General features: G+C 64.9%; 19 protein-coding genes. 13 read left to right on the top strand and 6 right to left on the bottom strand.

The genetic code is table 11. The features are described 5' to 3' along the window. The first annotated feature begins 292 nt into the window (after nt 1-292). On the top strand, nt 293-2,089 hold the full coding sequence (locus AC6CIE_RS16820; protein WP_498093000.1) for a methyl-accepting chemotaxis protein: 1,797 nt from the start codon (nt 293-295) through the stop codon (nt 2,087-2,089). A gap of 75 nt (nt 2,090-2,164) precedes the next feature. On the opposite strand, the gene AC6CIE_RS16815 is transcribed toward AC6CIE_RS16820, so the two are convergent. Further along, nucleotides 2,165-3,073, bottom strand: coding sequence for an SDR family oxidoreductase (locus AC6CIE_RS16815; protein ID WP_498092998.1), 909 nt, complete (start codon nt 3,071-3,073; stop codon nt 2,165-2,167). A gap of 43 nt (nt 3,074-3,116) precedes the next feature. Beyond that, on the bottom strand, nt 3,117-3,677 hold the full coding sequence (locus AC6CIE_RS16810; RefSeq protein WP_498092996.1) for a TetR/AcrR family transcriptional regulator: 561 nt from the start codon (nt 3,675-3,677) through the stop codon (nt 3,117-3,119). Nucleotides 3,678-3,918: 241 nt separating this feature from the next. On the opposite strand from AC6CIE_RS16810, the gene AC6CIE_RS16805 reads away from it, so the two are divergent. From AC6CIE_RS16805 to AC6CIE_RS16770, 8 genes are all read left to right on the top strand, one after another. Further along, nucleotides 3,919-4,359 carry a nuclear transport factor 2 family protein gene (locus AC6CIE_RS16805; RefSeq protein WP_481144581.1) on the top strand — a complete coding sequence of 147 codons (441 nt, stop codon included), beginning with the start codon at nt 3,919-3,921 and terminating at the stop codon, nt 4,357-4,359. Between the two features lie 119 nt (nt 4,360-4,478). After that, nucleotides 4,479-5,441, top strand: coding sequence for a Bug family tripartite tricarboxylate transporter substrate binding protein (locus tag AC6CIE_RS16800; protein ID WP_498092994.1), 963 nt, complete (start codon nt 4,479-4,481; stop codon nt 5,439-5,441). Between the two features lie 53 nt (nt 5,442-5,494). Next, entirely contained in the window at nt 5,495-6,259 is a 765-nt protein-coding gene (locus tag AC6CIE_RS16795) for an SDR family NAD(P)-dependent oxidoreductase (protein WP_498092992.1), read from the top strand. 26 nt (nt 6,260-6,285) lie between these two features. Further along, nucleotides 6,286-6,816 carry a VOC family protein gene (locus tag AC6CIE_RS16790; protein ID WP_498092990.1) on the top strand — a complete coding sequence of 177 codons (531 nt, stop codon included), beginning with the start codon at nt 6,286-6,288 and terminating at the stop codon, nt 6,814-6,816. 59 nt (nt 6,817-6,875) lie between these two features. After that, on the top strand, nt 6,876-7,895 hold the full coding sequence (locus AC6CIE_RS16785; RefSeq protein WP_498092988.1) for a LacI family DNA-binding transcriptional regulator: 1,020 nt from the start codon (nt 6,876-6,878) through the stop codon (nt 7,893-7,895). Nucleotides 7,896-7,916: 21 nt separating this feature from the next. Next, nucleotides 7,917-8,423, top strand: a complete 507-nt coding sequence (locus AC6CIE_RS16780; protein WP_481144585.1) for a 2,4'-dihydroxyacetophenone dioxygenase family protein — start codon at nt 7,917-7,919, stop codon at nt 8,421-8,423. An 18-nt stretch (nt 8,424-8,441) separates the two neighbouring features. Continuing rightward, nucleotides 8,442-9,236: an SDR family NAD(P)-dependent oxidoreductase gene (locus AC6CIE_RS16775; RefSeq protein WP_498092985.1), complete on the top strand. Its 795-nt coding sequence runs from the start codon at nt 8,442-8,444 to the stop codon at nt 9,234-9,236. A gap of 171 nt (nt 9,237-9,407) precedes the next feature. Next, nucleotides 9,408-9,794 (top strand): VOC family protein, encoded by a 387-nt coding sequence (locus AC6CIE_RS16770; RefSeq protein WP_498092983.1) that lies wholly within the window; start codon nt 9,408-9,410, stop codon nt 9,792-9,794. Between the two features lie 36 nt (nt 9,795-9,830). On the opposite strand, the gene AC6CIE_RS16765 is transcribed toward AC6CIE_RS16770, so the two are convergent. From AC6CIE_RS16765 to AC6CIE_RS16750, 4 genes are all read right to left on the bottom strand, one after another. Continuing rightward, complete coding sequence (locus tag AC6CIE_RS16765; RefSeq protein ID WP_498092981.1) at nt 9,831-11,483, bottom strand: caspase family protein; 1,653 nt, start codon at nt 11,481-11,483, stop codon at nt 9,831-9,833. Nucleotides 11,484-11,548: 65 nt separating this feature from the next. Then, nucleotides 11,549-12,277, bottom strand: a complete 729-nt coding sequence (locus tag AC6CIE_RS16760; protein ID WP_498092979.1) for a hypothetical protein — start codon at nt 12,275-12,277, stop codon at nt 11,549-11,551. After that, nucleotides 12,277-12,942 (bottom strand): RNA polymerase sigma factor, encoded by a 666-nt coding sequence (locus tag AC6CIE_RS16755; RefSeq protein ID WP_175122656.1) that lies wholly within the window; start codon nt 12,940-12,942, stop codon nt 12,277-12,279. Before AC6CIE_RS16755 ends, AC6CIE_RS16760 begins: the two co-directional genes overlap by 1 nt. A 27-nt stretch (nt 12,943-12,969) precedes the next feature. Continuing rightward, the gene (locus tag AC6CIE_RS16750) at nt 12,970-13,563 is read right to left on the bottom strand and encodes a hypothetical protein (protein ID WP_498092977.1); all 594 of its coding nucleotides are present in this window, start codon (nt 13,561-13,563) and stop codon (nt 12,970-12,972) included. A gap of 229 nt (nt 13,564-13,792) precedes the next feature. Between AC6CIE_RS16750 and AC6CIE_RS16745 the strand changes: the two genes are divergently transcribed. From AC6CIE_RS16745 to AC6CIE_RS16730, 4 genes are all read left to right on the top strand, one after another. Beyond that, nucleotides 13,793-14,251: a hypothetical protein gene (locus AC6CIE_RS16745; RefSeq protein ID WP_175122654.1), complete on the top strand. Its 459-nt coding sequence runs from the start codon at nt 13,793-13,795 to the stop codon at nt 14,249-14,251. Nucleotides 14,252-14,435: 184 nt separating this feature from the next. After that, nucleotides 14,436-15,308, top strand: coding sequence for a hypothetical protein (locus tag AC6CIE_RS16740; RefSeq protein ID WP_498092975.1), 873 nt, complete (start codon nt 14,436-14,438; stop codon nt 15,306-15,308). 2 nt (nt 15,309-15,310) lie between these two features. Then, complete coding sequence (locus tag AC6CIE_RS16735; RefSeq protein WP_175137588.1) at nt 15,311-16,915, top strand: hypothetical protein; 1,605 nt, start codon at nt 15,311-15,313, stop codon at nt 16,913-16,915. Then, the gene (locus AC6CIE_RS16730) at nt 16,905-17,801 is read left to right on the top strand and encodes a glycerophosphodiester phosphodiesterase (RefSeq protein WP_498092973.1); all 897 of its coding nucleotides are present in this window, start codon (nt 16,905-16,907) and stop codon (nt 17,799-17,801) included. Before AC6CIE_RS16735 ends, AC6CIE_RS16730 begins: the two co-directional genes overlap by 11 nt. The last annotated feature ends 2 nt before the right edge of the window (nt 17,802-17,803 follow it).

Raw genomic sequence — 17,803 nt, 5'->3', positions numbered from 1 at the left:
TCCAAGGTCGGTCGATGCTTGAACGGGTGAACACGTGTCCATTCTGGGTTGTCCGGCACGGCGCAGGCAAGGCGCTGGAACAGACCAAAACCGTCCGGCTCCCGTAGAAATCTCAGATAGTGGAACCGGCAGGAGCATCGCGATGCGCTCAATTCCCGCATATCGGAACAGCAACCCGCAGACGGCGCTCAACTCGCGTTTTTCCCCTGCAATTCCCCGTATTGCACCGCAACATGATGTGCTGTAGTGCCCAGGTGGAGGGCGCATTCCGCGCCCCCGTCGCGTGCCCATCATGTCCAAACTCAGAAATCTCTCTCTCCGGAGCAGCCTGACCGCACTGGTGCTGTTCTTCATCGTGATGCTGGTGGCCGTTGGCGCCATCGCCATGCAGCAGCTCTGGAGCATCAGCCAGAAGCAGCGCGCCATGTACACGGAAACCGTCATGCCGCTGCGCGTCGTCGTCGACGCCGCCCGCCAAGGCGCCACGCACTTCCGGCGCATGTACGTCTACATCTGGAACACCGATCCGCAAGGCCGCCAGAACGAACTTCGCCTGAACGAAGAATCCGAAAAATCCGTGTTGCAGGCGCGTGACCGTCTGCAGCAGGAGCAGGACCCCGCCCTGCGCGAGCTCGGCGGCAAGCTGGCCGACACCTGGACCCGCTACAAGGCGGCCGTCAACGACGTGAAGGGCCTTGCCGACCGCAACGATCCGACCGCGATGACCGTCCTGCACAAGGACTCGGCCGCGCTGCATGTCGCCGCGCGCAACATCCTGATGGAAGCCGCCAAGCGCCAGGAAGAACTGGCCCGCCTCGACACCGAAGACGCCGCCGCCGCAGTCGAACGCACGTTCTGGACGCTGACCGCGCTGATCGTGCTGTGCGCGTTGATCGGCAGCATCCTGGGTCTGGGCCTGGTGCGCTCCGTCATGCGCCGTCTGGGCGGCGAGCCCGCCTACGCCGCCCAGATCGCCCAGGAAGTCGCCAAGGGCAATCTGGCCGTGCGCGTGCAACGCCGCGAAGGCGACCAGACCAGCGTGCTGGCCAACATGGACGCCATGCGCGCCAACCTGGCGCAACTGGTGAGCCAGGTGCGCCAGTCCAGCGAGTCCATCGCCACGGGCGCCACGCAGATCTCGTCCGGCAATGCCGACCTCAGCCAGCGCACCGAAGAACAGGCCGCCAACGTCGAAGAGACCGCGGCCTCGATGGAAGAGATGAATGCCGCGGTGAAGCAGAACCTGGAATCCGTGCAAATGGCCGGCAGCCTGGCCGGCTCGGCCAGCGCAGCCGCCGCACGCGGCGGCGAAGTGGTCGGGAACGTGGTCAGCACCATGGACGCCATCTCGGCCAGCTCGCGCAAGATCGTCGACATCATCGCCGTCATCGACTCGATTGCATTCCAGACCAACATCCTCGCGCTGAACGCCGCCGTTGAAGCGGCCCGCGCGGGCGAACAAGGCCGCGGCTTTGCCGTCGTGGCCAGCGAAGTGCGCGCACTGGCCCAACGCAGCGCCAGCGCCGCCAAGGAAATCAAGCAGCTGATCAGCGACAGCGTGGGCAACGTCGAAGCCGGCTCGAACCTGGTCGGCGAAGCCGGCAGCACCATGAACGACATCGTGACGCAGGTGCGCCGCGTTGCCGACCTGATCGCCGAAATCGGCGCTGCTGCGCACGAGCAGGGACAAGGCATCTCGCAAGTGGGCGATGCCATCAACCAGCTCGACCAGACCACGCAGCAGAACGCCGCCCTGGTGGAAGAATCGGCCGCCGCTGCGCATAGCTTGAATTCGCAGGCGGCGACGCTGGTGAAATTGGTCAGTGTGTTCCGTCTTGCCGAGGATGATGCGCCGCGTTTTGTAGCGCAGCCGCAGGTTGCTCAGGTGCGGGAGGTGCAGTCTGTAGTTAGCCAGCCTGCAAAGCCGCAGCGCGTCTTGGCCAAGCCGGCATCTTCACGTGCGGCCGCTGGCAAGCCGGCGGACACTCGCCGCGCCGACGCCAAGCCCGCGCCGCAAGCGAAAGCACCGCTGCGCGTGCCGGGCGACAACAAGCCCGCGCAGTCGAATGATGATTGGGAGAGTTTCTGATCGGTAGTTCAAACGGGGCGCGCGCTGCGCGCCCCGTTGCATTGCATGGCGCGTCGCCCGTCAAGCCTCGACATGTCAGGCCGGCGACGCGGCCAGCGCGCTGCGGGCCAATGCCGACGCGCACAGCTTCTCGCTCAGGCCCCACAGCCCGTCGGCAAGCGAGTCGCTCAGCCCCTGCTTCTGAGGTCGAATGACGCGACGATCGGTCAGATACGCTCCTCGCAACGACGCCGCCTCTGGCGAAGCACCCAACCAGACGAGCGTATCCGCGCCTTGCGCCGGCGACTTTGCAAACGGCAGGGACAGCTTGAAGACCAGGTTGAACAACAATCCAAAATCTTCCTGGAACGCGCCGAAATTGGTGCGGACGATGCCCGGATGAAAGCAATTGACCGCCACCGCTGACCCCAGGCGCCGCTGCAGCGCTTTGGTAAAGAGAATGTTGCACAGCTTCGCAGTGCCGTAAGCCCGAATAAAGGAACTGTTTTCCGCATGCGCAACCCTGTCGAGCACAAGGTCGCCGCGCTGCTGCATTGCGCTCGACGTGGAAATCACACGCGCGCCCGGTGTCGCGCGTATCAGATCCAGCAGTGAGGTCGTCAAGAGAAAGTGGGACAGGTGATTCAGTGCGAACGTCACCTCGAACCCATCTTCGGTAAGCGACGTCTTTTTGAACATCGCGCCGGCGTTGTTCGCCAGGATATCCAGCCGCTGCTGTCGGGATCGGAACTCATGTGCCGCCCGTTGAACGTCGGCCATGCGTGAAAGATCGCACAAGATGAAGTCGATCTGGTCGTTGCCGCTTTGCGCTTTAAGCGCTTGCACGGCCAGCTCGGTCTTGGCACGGTTGCGCCCAAGCATCGTTACCGACGCCCCCAGCTTGGCGAACTGCAACGCGGCGACCTTTCCCAGACCATCAGTGGCGCCGGTAATCAATACGACCTTGCCCGAAAGATCTTGGAATTCTGAAGTCGGTTTTGTCATTGAGGTGGGGAATGCAGAAAGGCGCCATGCAGGCGGCGATGGGTTACTTGGCCGCGTTACGTGCCGCGTTGGAGAAGCGATCTATCAGCAGTGCGGCTCTGTCCTGCAGCGTCGCGGGCGCGGGCTTGTCCGCCAGCATTCCGCTCAGCGCAAGCACGAACACTTCCGCCGCCGACGCATCACCCAGAATCGACGTCACACAATCCAGAACGACTTGCTCATGATGCGCGGATACGTCCGGATTGATCCGGTCGCAGACGTCATAGAACTCTGCCGCCATCGGCGCCCCGGCCATGTCATCCCACGGCTCGTAGACCATGAGCCGGCAGACTTCGCGCAGACGTGAGGCGGCGGGCCCCTTGCGCGCTGCCGCGGCCTTCGCTTCGGAATGGCGGGAAATCAGCCAGTATTCAAAGACGGCGGCAAAGATGTCTTCTTTGTCCTTGAATGTCCGGTACAGCAACGTCCGCGAGATGTTTGCGCGCTTTGCAATGTCATCCAGCGACGTTTTGGCAAAGCCGAAATTCAGAAAACACCAGCGCGCCGCCTTCAGTACGGTGACGCGCCGTGCTTCGGCCTCTTCAGGGGAAATCTTTGGAGCCATGCCCGAGTGATCCTCTTTGCCGGCGATCGGTCTGGCGTGCAGCAGCGCCGCCGTGGAAACAACCTGCGCATATTGACAATTTACGTTCCTTTTGTCAACTTCACGCCATCTGGCGGCCAGCTTGCGCCGGTTCGCAAACCATCTGCGTTATCGTTTCCACCAATTAGCGTAATCCCTAGCTTTTTTCCCGCAAATCAAACGCACATACTTCTGCGGAAACGTTTCCACAACAGGCAAAATCATGAGCGAACAGTTGCAGGCAGCAAGAGTCAAGACGGTGGTGGACCACATGGCGTTGGAGTGCACGCAGGAATGGGACAAGGTCATCGACACCTTTGAACACCCCCGCTATGAGATGCACTCCAGCGGCGCAGTCTTCGACGGCGAGCGGGAAGTCATGGGTTACTTCCACTCGTCGCGCGCCTCATTTCCCGACCTGAAGAACGAGATCATCGCGGTCGCCGCCGCCGAAGGCACGGACACGGTGCTGGTGGAGTTCTGGCTTTCCGGCACGCACGCCGGCCCCTTCACCGTCGATGGCAAGACCTACGAGCCGACCGGCCGCAAGTTCCGCGTACGCATGGCCGCCACCTTCGAATTCGCGCCGAATTCGGACAAGGTGATCTGCGAACGCCCCTACACCTGTCAGAACGCCAAGCTGCGTTCGCTCGGGTTGCTGTAGCGGGACCGGCTTTCCCGTTCAGGAGACGGGAAGGCGCAAGGCATGACATTGATCAGCACATAAAAACCAGGGCAGGCCGACCGGGCGCTGCACCAGGAATCCAACTCGAGGAGACAACAATGATGAAGCTGTCCGCCGCAGCGGCCGCGCTGCTCGCTGTGCTCGGCATGGGTACTGCTCACGCCGACGATTACCCGAATCGACCGATCCGCATGCTGTTGCCTTTCTCCGCCGGCGGCGGTGGCGACACGCTGGGCAGAATCCTGGCAGAGCGATTTGCCGCCGAACTGAAGCAGCCCGTAATCGTGGAAAACAAGCCGGGCGCCGGCGGCACGATCGGCATCGCATCGGTCGCGCGGTCGGCGCCTGACGGCTACACGATCACGATCGGCGGCATGACGACGCACATCCTGTCCCCGTCCGTCTACAAGGACCTGCAGTACGACCCGATCAAGAGCTTCACGTCGCTGGGCGCCATCGGCAATTCGGCAATCATGGTCGTGGCCAACAACGACTTTCCCGCCAACAATATCGACGAACTCAAGAAGCTGGCCGCGTCCCGGAAAAACCCGGTGCAGTACGCCAGTTGGGGCGTCGGCTCCACCGGCCACTTCTGCGGTGAAGTCCTGGTGCAGAAAGGCGACTTGAAGATGCAGCACGTCCCCTACAAGGGAACGACGCAGATCATGACCGACATCATGGGCGGTCATGTGGACATCGGCTTCGTCGACATGGCCACCGCGACCCCGATGGTGACGCAGCGCAAGGTCAAGGGGCTGGCGGTCTGTACCCAGCGCTCTCCCAGCGTGCCTGACATCCAGAGCTACAAGGAACAGGGCATCGATTTCGATCGCGAGCTGAACTGGGCGATGTACGTCCCTGCCGGAACGCCGAAGCCTGTCGTGGCCAAGCTATCCAGCACGCTGGAAAAGGTGCTCAAGGAACAGGACGTCGCCGCCAAGTTGCTTGGGCTAGGAATTACCGCGCACTACGTATCCGGACCTGCGCACGAGCAAGCCAACGTCGCCGACATCGAAGCATGGCGCGCGGTCGCCAATGACGCCGGCATCAAACCCCAGTAATTCACCCTTTGGCGACGAGTGAACTTGTCGCCGACCGCCTTCATGAGATTTCGATGAACCTGCTTGAAGACCGCGTCGCCGTCATCTCCGGCGCCGCTCATCCCAAAGGCATCGGCAAAGCCACCGCCAGACTGTTTCTTGAGCATGGCGCACGCGTGGCCATCCTGGACCTTGACGAGACGCGCATACAAGAAAGCGCCGCCGACCTGGGCGCGCCCGCGTCCCGGCTGATTGCGCTTGTCTGCGATGTCGGCGACGCCGCGCAATGCGGCGCGGCGATTGATTCGGTTGCCGACTGGGCCGGCGGACGCGTCGACGTGCTGGTGAACAATGCCGCCATCACGCAGAAGGCGACGTTCCAGGAAATAACGCCGCTGGACTTCGACCGGATCCTGCGGGTGAACCTGACCGGTGTCTTCAATCTGACCCAAGCCGTCGCGCCGCTGATGATTGCGCGGCAGGCGGGAAGCATCGTCTCGATTTCGTCGCTTTCCGCCCAGAACGGCGGCGGCATCTTTGGCGGGGCCCATTACTGCGCCGCCAAGGCTGGCGTCCAGGGCATCACCCGCGCCATGGCCAAGGAGTTCGGCCCACACGGGATCCGCGCCAACGCAATCGCCCCCGGACTGATCACGACCGATTTTTCCCGGACCGGGCGCTCGGACGAAAGCAAGGACGAAGCCGCCCAAGGCTGGCCACTGCGACGGGCCGGGCGTCCGCATGAAATCGCCGGCGGTTGCCTCTTTCTGGCAAGCGATCTCTCAAGCTACATCACCGGCACGACGTTGGACATAAACGGCGGCGCCCACATGAACTAAGGAAGCAACATGATCAAGGACGCGATATGAGCAGGATTCTGGGTGGCGTGCGGCAGGTGGGCTATGTCGTTCGCGACATCGAAAAGGCCATGAAGCACTGGTCTGACGTGCTGGGCGTCGGACCGTGGTTCTACAAGGAAGACGTGGGAACCACCGAGTTCCGCTATCAGGGCAAGGAATCTCGCCCTCCCCGCCTCTCCATTGCATTGGCCAACTCGGGGCCCATGCAGATCGAACTGATTCAGCAACGGGATGACGCGCCCTCGCTGTATCTGGATTCACTGCGCGCAAGCGGAGAGTGTGCTCAGCACGTCGCCTTCTGGACGTTGGATCACTTCGACGAATTCTGCAGCCACCTGACCGCGCGCGGCTACGTGGAGGGCCATGGCGGCAGGATGGGCACGCGCGGCAGATTCTCGTACTTCGTTCATCCCGATCTGCCCAGCGGAATGATCGAAGTGTCGGAAATGAAAGGCGGAAAAGGCGAGTACTTCGAGGAGATCAGAAAGGCCAGCGAAACCTGGGATGGGTCGGCGCCGATCCGCCCACGCACGTAGCAAGCCGCGCGCCAAAGACGGTGTATGTTAGCCACTTTCGGCACGGACACAACTCAATCATGAAAGACCGGATCACCATTCGCGATGTTGCCAGAAAGGCCGGCGTTTCCCTGGGAACGGCATCGCGTGCGCTCAACCGCACGGGACGCGTCAGCGAGTCCGCCATCGCCGCGGTCGAGCAGGCCGCGCGCAGTCTTGACTATCGCCCCGACGCCGTCGCAAGAAGCCTGCGAACGAAGTCTTCCGGCGTGATCGGGCTGCTGGTGTCCGACCTGGCCAACCCGCTCTACGCGCGCATCATCACCGCGACCGAGATGGCGCTCCAAGCCGAAGGCTACTCGTTGCTGGTCGCCAGCACCCATAACGAGCGACGGCGGGAAGCGTCGCTGGTCGAGATCTTTCGCGGCCGACGGGTCGACGCGCTGATCCTAGGCCCCTGCGAAAGTGAATCCGCTGAACTTATCGACGAGCTATCGCAAGAGATTCCGGTCGTCGCGCTGGACAGGGAGTTCGGGGAATCCTCGGTTGGCATCCATGTGGATCACGCGGCCGGTGCATTCCAGGCGACGCAGTATCTGCTGAACCTGGGCCATCGCCGGATCGCCCTGCTTACGCCAGGCACGGCCTTGCGCACTGGCAAGGAGCGTATTGCCGGCTTCCGGCATGCCTTTGACGTCCATGGCATCTCGCCCGACGCCGCGTTGATCCGGGCAGAACAATCGGCAATGCAGTTTGCGTTCGCCGAGGCCATGTCCCTGCTGTCTCACGCCAACCGGCCCACGGCGTTCGTATGCCTGGGCACGCGAATTCTGTCCGGCGTGCTGCAAGCCCTCCGGCACACCGGCGATTCGGTGCCGAACGATATAAGCGTCATCAGCATCGGCGATACCGATCTGTCGCGCCTGTTCAGCCCGTCCATCACCTCGCTGAGCTGGGACCTGGAAGCGATGGGCACCTGCGCGGCGCAACAGGTCCTTAAACAACTTGATCGTCAGGCGCCTTCCGAGCACGGCGATCGCATTGTCATCAAAACGCAGCTGATATTGCGCGAATCGTGCGCTCCCGCTGCCCCCAGTTGACCTTTCAACCAAGGAACATCCATGACGCTTCCGTACACAGAGACCCACCAAGACCGTCTGCTGACCGTCAATATCGAAGACGGCGTGCAGTTGCCCGGCGCCGCTCCCGGCTCCTCGATCATCCCGCTGTTCCTCGACCGGGAAAACGGGGTATGGGTCCTGTACGGAAAGTTCGCTCCGGGAACCCGCCTTCCCACCCACTTCCACACGGGCGTCGTCCACTTCTTCACGACGAAGGGGCAGTGGAACTACCTGGAATATCCGAACGACCCGCAGACGGCCGGCAGCTATCTGTACGAGCCGGGTGGATCCGTACACACCTTCTCCGTGCCCGAAAACGCCACGGAGCCGGCGGAAGGGTTCATGGTCGTGTTCGGGGCCAACATCAACTTCATCGACGGTCAATTTGCAAACATCCGCGACGCGGGCGCCATCGAAGACTCCATCATCGACGCCGCCAGGAAGGCCGGGCTGCCGCTGCCTCGCTACATTCGTCCGAAGGGCGGCGCCGAGTTCACGCGCGACTGACCCGGGAGACGATCCACCATGCGATTGAAATCCAAGATCGCCCTCGTCGCCGGCGCGGGCACGTTGAGAAGCGCGTTTTCGTCAATGGATTCAGTTGGCAACGGCGCCGCCTGTGCAATCCGGTTCGCGCAAGAAGGCGCCACCGTGATATGCACGGACCGCTCGTTGGCGGCGGCGCAGGAGACTGTCGAACGTATTCGTTCGGAAGGCGGCGCTGCTGAGGCTATGGCGCTAGACGTCACCGACTCCGCGCAGATCGAGCTGGCCGCGAACGACGTGGCAAGCCGTCACGGGGGCATCGACATCCTGCACAACAACGTCGGCATCGAAATCCAGGGCGATCTCTTGGCCGTGCAGGATGACGAATGGGATCGCGTCATGACCGTCAACGTTCGAGGTTCCATGGCGATGGCTCGCGCCTTCCTGCCGCAGATGAAAGCGCGCGGCGGCGGCGCCATCATCAACGTGTCGTCGACGGCCAGCCTGAAATGGAGTCCGATGCAGTTCCTGTCGTACAGCACGGCCAAGGCGGCCGTGAACCACATGACGCGGGTCATTGCGCGTCAGTACGCCGCTGATCAGGTCCGCTGCAACTGCATCATCCCCGGCATGATCCGCACGCCGCATGCGGACGCGCTCTATGCCTCGGAGGAAGCCGCAACGGAAGGCCATAAGGCGCGCGATGCCCGATGTCCGATGGGGCGCCAGGGCAGTCCCTGGGATATCGCGAACGCAGCGCTTTTTTTGGCGTCCGACGAAGCGGCGTATGTGACGGGGTGTCTGATGGTGGTTGATGGGGGCTCCAGTCTTTGAGCGGGTAGCAGGTCGTCATTGCCAACGCATCCGCCGCGGCTGCATTGACGGCCTTCTTTTCCTTGCGCGCGACCACGTATCGCCACGTTGCAAATCGAAGCGCTCTCGCCCCGCCCCCTCACCTATGCTGACCTCTCCGGCCCACGCGGCCGCCTTTCCCAGGAGCAGCGTATGTTGGACCACATCGAGATTCACGTCAGCGACTTCGCGCGCAGCCGGGCTTTCTACCTGAGCGCGCTCGCGGCGGTGGGGTATGTGCCGCGCAAGGCGTTGGCGACGGGCATGGGCTTTGGCGTTGGCGAGGCCGACGACGCGGGCGACCCGGGCGGCGAGTTCTGGATTCATGAGGGCACGCCCAGCACGCCGCGCGTGCATGTGGCGTTCCGCGCGCGCAGCCGTGATGAGGTCGACGCCTTTCATCGGGCGGCGCTGGCGGCCGGCGGGCGCGACAACGGCGCGCCGGGGTTACGGCCGAAATATCATCCGAACTACTACGGCGCCTTCATCCTGGACCCCGACGGCTACAACGTCGAGGCGGTGTATCACCGCCCAGTCTGACGCGCCTGCGACGTCATACGCGCGCCGCCACCGGGTTCAGGGCTGGCCGGGCGGGCGCACACCCAGCGCGCGCATCCACGGGTTGTCCGGCAGGCCCTGAATGGGCGCCATGCCGGGCATCGGAAAACCGACCGGATTAAGGGCGGCGTCCTGCAGCACCTTCGCCCACTCGCGCGGGTCGATCGGTTCGCCCATGCGCGCGCGCACATCCAGCAGGTCCATCGCCGCGCGCCGATGTCCTGCCTCGGCCGCATCGCGGAACAGGCGTTCGGCCACGGCGTAGTTCTTGGGCACGCCCCGGCCCATGCCGGTCAGCTCGCCCAGATAGGTCTGCGCGGGCGCGAAGCCTTGATCCGCGGCGCGTTGATACCAGCGGGCGGCGACGGGGTAGTTCTGTTGCACGTGCTCGCCGTTTTCGGCGATCAGCCCCAAGGTGGTCATTGCGACCACGTCGCCCGCCTTGGCGCGCGCCTGCAACGACGCCAGCCGGGGCTCGTCCACATACTGCGCGCCGCGTTCGATTTCGTACTCCCAGGCGCTCATGCGCGCCTTGATCAGATCGCGGCCCAGCGTGGGGGACGGGCCTCGGCCCTGCGCCGTCTGACCGCCGGACGCCCCCGGCGTCGCGGGCGTCTGTCCGTCCGCCAGCGTGGTGAACGTGACGGTGCCGACCAGGCTGCTGGCGTAGTGCGGAATCTGCCGGTAGGCGGTGGCCACCTGCACGTCGGCGGTCAATTGCTTGAAGAAGGTCTCCACCGGCGCGGAACCGGGCAGCGTGCGCAGTCCTTGCGCGAAGTAGTACGCGTAGGGGCTGTGGCGGGGGCCGTCGTTGCCAAAGCCGTCTTCGGCCGTGGCGCCGGGCTGTGTGGAGAAGGCGATAAGTTCACCGCCCGCGGGAACGGCATGCACCAGTCCCGCGCCAGGCGTGCCGCGGGTCAGGTTGGTGCGGCAGGCGTCCAGCACCATCAGGCGCGCGCGGACATTGGCACGCCGCAGCGCTTGCGACACGCGCTTGAGGCTCAACGAGCTTTGCTGGGCCGTGCGGATGCGCACTTCACCCAGCGGCAAAGGCAGGTCCACACCGAACAGATAATTCACGTCGTCCACCGCAACAGCATGTCCGGCGAAGTACATCAGCGCCAGATCTCCGCCCGTGGCGCGAAGGGCGAAGTCGTCGACGGCGGCTTCCATCTGCGCCGTGGTCAGGTCGGTGAGCAGGGTCACATCGACCTGGCGCTGGCGCAGTGAGTCCGCGATGAGGCGAGCGTCGTTGACCGGGTTGACCAGCGCGTTTGCGGGAACGGCGTAGCGCGCGTTGCCGATCACCAGCGCGTAGCGGCGCTTGGCGGGCGTGGCTTGGGGGTCGGCTTGGGGGTCGGCTTGAAGGTCAGCTTGCGCCTTGGCATCCGATTCGGCCTTGCGATCCGTCGCCGCTGCGGAAGGCCCGTCGTCCGGCGCTGGCGCAGGCGTGGTCGGCTGGGGTGCGGGCGCGCCTGAGCGGGCCGGCTCCTCGTCCATCATGTTCCGGTTGTTCAGCCCCCGCGCATTCGCTCCCGCCGCGAGCACGGCGCCAGCGTGCCCGCCGTAGAGCCCCGCGCCGACCAGCGCGGCCAGCAGGCGCCGCCGCATCAGGGGTTGCGGCCGCGCGACCGGCATGCTGGCAAGGGCAGGTTCTTTGTTGGGCTTCATAGAGAATTCGGGGCCTGACTTTTGTTCGGGAGGGACTGGACGTTATCTCGGGCTTGCGCGGGGCCTCACGGTTTGGGGCACGCGCCCGCTGGCGCCGCCGTGACTGACAGCGCGCCCAGCGCCGTCGCGGCATCGCGCAGCGACGACTCACGCGCAGCGGCCAGGACGTATCGCCCGTCCGCATCAGGCCCGTCGACGATGGCCACCGCGTACTGGGACAAGGTATTGCGCAACTGCCGCGCCGTCAGGGCGTCGGGAAGATCGACCACCAGCCGCGGACAAGATGCACCGCCGCGCGTCAGGACGTCGTCGGACAGGACAACCGCGGGACCTTGCACCGGCGCCTGCTGGATCACCACGACGGACAGCATGATCGCGAGCGCCCAGCCCAGCGGCATCAACGGGCTGGCGGGCGTAGGCCACAGCCATTGCCACAAGCGCCGCACGCGCGACACCGGCGCGTGCGAAGACACCGGCGCGCGCGCAGACGCAGGCTCAGACGCTGACGCACGCGCAGATTTGGCAGACGCAGGCTCAGACGCGGACGCAGATTCGGCAGACGCCGACGCAGGCGCAGCCTCCACGCGCTGCGCCAGCGCACGCAAGAAAGCCGCATCGCGCTCCCCCTGCCCAATCTCGTTATGCGCAAGCTGGCGCGCCTCGGCAAGATTGCGCCACGCCTCCAGTTCCTCCCGCAATGCGGGATCGCGCGCGAGATCGGCTTCGAAGGCCCGGCGGGCATCGGCGTCCAGCTCGCCGGACAGATACGACAGCACTCGGTCTTCAGCCATCATCAGTCCATCCCCTTGCGGGTGCATTCCGTCACCAGCTTGCGCGCGGCGTGCAGGCGGCTCTTCACGGTGGGCACGTGCAGGTCCTGCTGCCGGGCGATCTGTTCCATCGGCATGTCGTCCAGGTACAGGAACATGGTGGTTTTCAGCGTGTCGCTGAGTTTGTTCAGGCAGTCGCGCATGCGCTTGACGACCGACAGGTGCTCGTACGCCTGCGCGGGGTCGGCAAAGAGCGAGTCATCCGCCACATCCCGCGCGTCGTCAAACGCCGTGTCGTCCCGATCGCCGCCGTCGTCGGGACCCGCCCACTGCACCTCGTGCCGCGTTCGGCGGTGATACTGGATCAGCTCGTGCAGCGATCCGCGGTACAGGTAGCCGCCCAGCTTGCTGACGGCCAGTTCATGCGCCGTCCATCCGCCCTCGGGCTGGCCGTGCAGCAGGACCTCGTCCTTGAAACTGCGCGTCTGCAGAAACTTCATGAGCGCGTTGTTGAACGCGTCCACCACGCCTTCGGGCGGCGCGTTGAAGAACTTTCTGCGCAGTTTCAGCGTGATGTGCTGCTCGGCTTTGTTCCGGAACGCCAGCGCGTAGCGCGGGTCGGCGTGCATGATGCGCAACAGCGCGTCGACGTTGTCGATGACGTAGCGCTTGGATTCGAGCGTGTTCATGATTCAGGTTCTTGGGGCTGCGGCACCTTAGCTGCGCAGGGGCGGAAAATCAAGCGCGGCGACCCCGCGGACAGCAAAGGCCAGCGCAATGGCGACAGACAGATAGAAGCCGAACCCGAACGACAGGCCGCTCCACAGGTTGGACGCCATGTCGCCCGCCAGGCTGCGGCCGGCGCGCGAACTGCCCATGAAACCCGACAACTGGCGCGTCGCATTCATGAACTCCTGCACCTGCGAGACCACGCCCGCCAACGCGATGATCCACAACGCCAGCGGCGCAAAGTAGCCCAGGCGCGCCGCGCGCTGGTCCAGCAGCGAAGGCAGCAGCGGCCCCACGACGGCCAGCAGCCACAACACGGCATAGAATCCCGCGCCGGCCCCCTGCCCTGCCATCGCGCCCTGCACGCTGCCGCCGTTCTGCAAGCGCAGGAGGTCGTAGAAGCTCAGACTGACGCCCGATCCCATCATGCGCATGGAGACCACCGCGAAGAGCGTGGTGCCCAGAAGAAACAGCAACGCGCCCGCCGCGTCGCCCCGGTTGACGCGCTGAACCGCAATCGCTGCCCACCGGGCCGCGTGGGTTTTTGCCTGCATCAATACGTCTTGTGCTTTGTCCTGCATGGTGTTTCCTTTTTTGCGTGAGGCGGATGCCGGTATGGATGCCGGTACTGATCGCTACGCGCAGCGGCACAAAAGGTTCGATTTTTTTTCGCCCTTTTTTCGGCCAATTGATTTGCCGGGTTCGGTTTATCCTTCGTCGCTAAATTTTTCGAACCTTTTTCAAGACGGCGCGTAGCAAGGGTCATGGGCTCGTCTTTTTTCCCACTTACCACCAACGGAGCGTTGAATCATGTCCACCCCCACCCCGCTGTCCACCCTGTACCAGACCGTGGTGCAAGAAGAACTGGGCCTCGTCGCCAGCTTTGACGAGCAAGGCGATGTGGTCTTCAAGCATCCCGACATGGGCATCATGTATTTCAGCCTGAGCGATTCGGACCCGGAATTCCTGCGCCTCGTCTACCCCGCCTTCGTACAGGCTGACGAACTGAACCTGACGCGCGGCCAATTCCTTGAAGTCATCAACGTCGTGAACAACCGGTGCAAGGCCATCAAGCTGACGCTGCCGCAAGAGGACGCCGATCGCCCGGCGCGCGTCTCGGCCTCGGTGGAAAGCTTCGTGGCCGCGCCCGACACCCTGCCCGACATCGCCCTGCTGCGCGCCACCGTGGCCCGCACCGTGTCCGCCATTCGCAATGGCGTGCACGAACTGGTGAAACTGTCGATGGAACTGAAGCAGGCCGCCAACTGACGCGCCAAACCCGCGCCTGGTTTGCGACGACGCACGGCGCGACGCGCCCGGCGCAATTGAAACAAGTCTGGTCCTGCGTTGTAACTTTGCGATACATTGCAGGGCTTTGACGAAAAAGGCGCCCGTGTGGCGCCCGGTTTTCCGCCTTCACATGATGTCATCGCGCCTGCACGTATCCCGTTCGTTGATCCTTCGCCTTGCGGCCAGCTTCCTCTTGCTGGCGGGCCTGTCCGCCTGCGCCGTCAAGACCAATTCGCGGGGCAACTACGTGTTCGGCGTGGACACCGCCGCCCTGTTCGGCACCGAGATCGGCCAGTTCCCGCTGCAGGACGGCGGACTGGGCACCCTGCGCCGTGAAGGCAAGAACTTCTCGGTGAAGCTATCAGGCAACCAGCGCGTGGTGCCCCTGAACAATGTTGAGTCCGCACGCATCGCCCGGACCGAAAACATTGGCCCGCGCACCGTGGTCGTCATCGAGACCCAGCGCCGCAACTGCGATTACCGCTATACCGTGCTGGCCATCGAGGGGTCCGACGTGTTGTCGTGGGACGTGGGCAATTGCCGTGACCGGCCCGTCGTGCTGGTCCAGGACGACCGCAGCGCGCTGACGTTCGACTTTCCCAAGGGCTCGGCGATCGAGCGCTTTGTTTACACGCAGGATGGCCGGATGCGCCGCGGCAACGTGAAGAGTGTCGCGGGCTTGAATCCGCGCGCCAAGCCGTTTGCCGACGAGTCGCTGTATCCGCCCGGGTACATGGATTCGATCCGGCTACATGGCGTCTATCCGCCGCCCGCCGCGCCGGCCGCGCGATCGGGCAAGGCGGCTAAGCCGGCCAGCGGCGGCCGCCGTTCGCCACCCAATGCGCCCGCCGCGGTGCAGACACAGACGGCCGGCAGTGACACATCCGCTGGCCGCGTGGTGCCGCCGCCCCCGCAGCGCGTGTCCACGGGCGACGCGCCCGCAACACCCAGCTCGGGCGCGGCATCGCGCACACCCGCCAAGCTGGACCTGCCCGAAGAGGAAATCACCTCGACCCGTCTGGACCTGAGGGATTGATCGTGCGCCAGGCCCAGATTCGCCAGATTTTGTTCCTGATCGTCCTGACGGTCATCTACCTCAGTTTTGAACTCGGCTTCAACGCCCGGTTGCTCGATGTGGTGGGCAGCCGCGCCACGCCGCACGATATCGAGGAACTGGAGTTCTTCGGCCGCACCCTGTCCGGCATCGCCGCCGCGCTGGTGGTGCTGCAGCTCATGCTGACCCGGCGGCTTGCCACCGGCGGCCGGCCGTCTTACCTGAAGATTGCGGTGGCCTGCGCCGTGACCGCGCTGCTGGTCTTCAGCGCCATCAAGATGATGGTGAACGTGCTGGTCGACTCGCGCGACGGCGAGTTCCGCCGCATTGCCACCAACGCCGGGCTGCTGCAACGCTCGCTGGTGCAGGGCGACCTGCATCTGGACGGACTGGTGGACGACGGCATCTACGCGCGGCCCGAGGGCAAGGCGTTCCTGGCGGTGTTCCAGGTGCTGCTGACCAACATCGACAATCTGGATGAAAAGGTCGAACCCAAGAAGCGCCAAGTCATCCGCACCGACCTGCAGCGCCAGATGAAGACCTTCACCTTCGATGACCGCGAAGTCCGCATGACGTCCCCGGGCATCCGCGGCTATCACCAGGTCTACACCAGCGTGATGCAGTCCGTCGCCGAACGCTGGAAGAAATACGCCGGCGTGCCCGTCCCGTCGGACATCGGCCTGGCGCGCGAACAGGATCGCGCGTGGGGCGACTACCGCCGCAACCTGTCGCGCCGCGGCTGGACGCCCGACAGCGTGCCGGCCCGCTACCAGGGCCGCGTGGTGCAGGACGTGCGCAAACGCATTCCCGTGCCGGCCGGCTGGCAGCCGCACGACCGGGCCACCTTCAATGAAGCGGTCGCGCAGCAATACTGGAAGACCATGCGTAGCCGCACGGTGCATGTCGAGGGCGATGCGATTCCGCCCGGTCTGTCGTACGAAGACTTCGTGGCGCGCCCCGGCGTGCAGAAGCTGCTGCGCCAGACCTTGATGGTGCCGGCCACCATGAACGTCGCGCCCAATTACACCGACGCCGCCAGCTTCAAGCGGCTGTACGACGGCATGCTGGACCGGGCCGTGGACGAAGCCATGCCGCGCTTTTCCGCCAGCAGCGCGGACTTTGCGCGCGGCGGCCAGCATCAACAGTTGGGCGAAGACGCCGCGCGCGCGGCCATCGTGCCGCCGGTTGCGCTGCTGTTCTCGCTGCTGGGTGCGGTGGGCCACTTCGGCAAGCTGCTTTACCTGATCGTCAAACTCGTCGTCTGGCTGCGCACGCCCGCCGGCCAGCAGCCGGGGCGCACCGCCACGCGCGCAGCGGGTCTGGCGCTGGTGCTGACGCTGGCCTGCGTCTGGACGGCGTTCTCGTTCATGCAGAACGGCGTGACGCAAAGTGAACTCTTCCAGCAGATGTCGCGCGTCGAAGGCGGGCGCGATGACGAGTCGATCGGTCAGGCGCTGCGGCGCCGCGTGCTGGCCAACGTGGCGCACGTGATCGTCGTGGGCCAGGCCTACACCTATCCTTTCAACGAAGCCGTGCGCACGACGGTGCTGGGCGGCTTCCGGTTCGGATACCACGGCGATGCGAGCTAGCCGTCTGATAGCCGCGCTGCTGGCCGCCGCCCTGCCCTGGTCCGGCGTCAGCGCCGCGTGCCTGGGCATGCAGGTGCATGCGCATCGCGGCGCGCCCGCGCTGCCCGAGAACTCGTTGGCCTCGATTCGCGCGGCTTATGCCGGCGCATGGGATGGCGTCGAAATCGACATGCAGCGCCTGAAGGACGGCGTCTGGGTGCTGCACCACGACCTGCTGACCGGCAGGACGGTAAGCGGCGTCGGACGCAAGGCCGTGCTGCAACTGTCCAGCGACCAATGGCGCGACGCCAAGTTGACGGGCGCCGGCGGCGGAGCGCCCCCGCCTTTCCTTACTGATGCGCTGCGCGTCGCCGCCGCGCAGCCCGCCAAGACCTTCAATGCGGAACTGAAGGTCGTCTACCGCGACTGCGCGCCGGTGTCCAAGCTGGTCGCCGGCATGAAGACCGCGCTGCCGCACGGCAACTGGATGATCACGTCCGCCTTCCCCGAGGCGCTGCGCTGCGTGCGCGGCACCGACCGGCAGGGCTATCTGGGCCTGATCGTTTTCGACCCGCGCCACGCGGATTCCCTGGGCGCAAGCCCGCTCGGCAAGTATGTGTCGCAGCGCGCCACCGCGCCCAAGCTGACGCGCCAGTGGCTGGCCAATCTGGCCGCCACCGTCGGCGCGCCCGTGGGCGTGCATGTGGACGCCCTGACGTTGTCTGCCAACCCGCAACTGCTGCGTGATGCCGCCGCGCAATCCGTGCGCGTCTTCGTGTACGCGGTGGGTGGCGATGCGGCCCTGGCGCAGCAACTGCGCGCCACGAAGCAACGCGAAGGCTATCTGCCGTCCGGCGTCATCATCGACGGCGATGCGCAGGCGTTCTGCCGGGCGGTGGGCGGATAGCG

The sequence above is a fragment of the Achromobacter sp. GQ309 genome (genome assembly GCF_059759315.1).
The sequence above is the reverse complement of the archived record's forward strand: the minus strand, read 5'-3'. Positions and strand labels throughout refer to the sequence as shown.

Coding starts and splice junctions, on each gene's coding strand:
- AC6CIE_RS16820 (WP_498093000.1), top strand. CDS start 293: ATGTCCAAACTCAGAAATCTCTCTCTCCGGAGCAGCCTGACCGCACTG.
- AC6CIE_RS16815 (WP_498092998.1), bottom strand. CDS start 3,073: ATGACAAAACCGACTTCAGAATTCCAAGATCTTTCGGGCAAGGTCGTA.
- AC6CIE_RS16810 (WP_498092996.1), bottom strand. CDS start 3,677: ATGGCTCCAAAGATTTCCCCTGAAGAGGCCGAAGCACGGCGCGTCACC.
- AC6CIE_RS16805 (WP_481144581.1), top strand. CDS start 3,919: ATGAGCGAACAGTTGCAGGCAGCAAGAGTCAAGACGGTGGTGGACCAC.
- AC6CIE_RS16800 (WP_498092994.1), top strand. CDS start 4,479: ATGATGAAGCTGTCCGCCGCAGCGGCCGCGCTGCTCGCTGTGCTCGGC.
- AC6CIE_RS16795 (WP_498092992.1), top strand. CDS start 5,495: ATGAACCTGCTTGAAGACCGCGTCGCCGTCATCTCCGGCGCCGCTCAT.
- AC6CIE_RS16790 (WP_498092990.1), top strand. CDS start 6,286: ATGAGCAGGATTCTGGGTGGCGTGCGGCAGGTGGGCTATGTCGTTCGC.
- AC6CIE_RS16785 (WP_498092988.1), top strand. CDS start 6,876: ATGAAAGACCGGATCACCATTCGCGATGTTGCCAGAAAGGCCGGCGTT.
- AC6CIE_RS16780 (WP_481144585.1), top strand. CDS start 7,917: ATGACGCTTCCGTACACAGAGACCCACCAAGACCGTCTGCTGACCGTC.
- AC6CIE_RS16775 (WP_498092985.1), top strand. CDS start 8,442: ATGCGATTGAAATCCAAGATCGCCCTCGTCGCCGGCGCGGGCACGTTG.
- AC6CIE_RS16770 (WP_498092983.1), top strand. CDS start 9,408: ATGTTGGACCACATCGAGATTCACGTCAGCGACTTCGCGCGCAGCCGG.
- AC6CIE_RS16765 (WP_498092981.1), bottom strand. CDS start 11,483: ATGAAGCCCAACAAAGAACCTGCCCTTGCCAGCATGCCGGTCGCGCGG.
- AC6CIE_RS16760 (WP_498092979.1), bottom strand. CDS start 12,277: ATGATGGCTGAAGACCGAGTGCTGTCGTATCTGTCCGGCGAGCTGGAC.
- AC6CIE_RS16755 (WP_175122656.1), bottom strand. CDS start 12,942: ATGAACACGCTCGAATCCAAGCGCTACGTCATCGACAACGTCGACGCG.
- AC6CIE_RS16750 (WP_498092977.1), bottom strand. CDS start 13,563: ATGCAGGACAAAGCACAAGACGTATTGATGCAGGCAAAAACCCACGCG.
- AC6CIE_RS16745 (WP_175122654.1), top strand. CDS start 13,793: ATGTCCACCCCCACCCCGCTGTCCACCCTGTACCAGACCGTGGTGCAA.
- AC6CIE_RS16730 (WP_498092973.1), top strand. CDS start 16,905: ATGCGAGCTAGCCGTCTGATAGCCGCGCTGCTGGCCGCCGCCCTGCCC.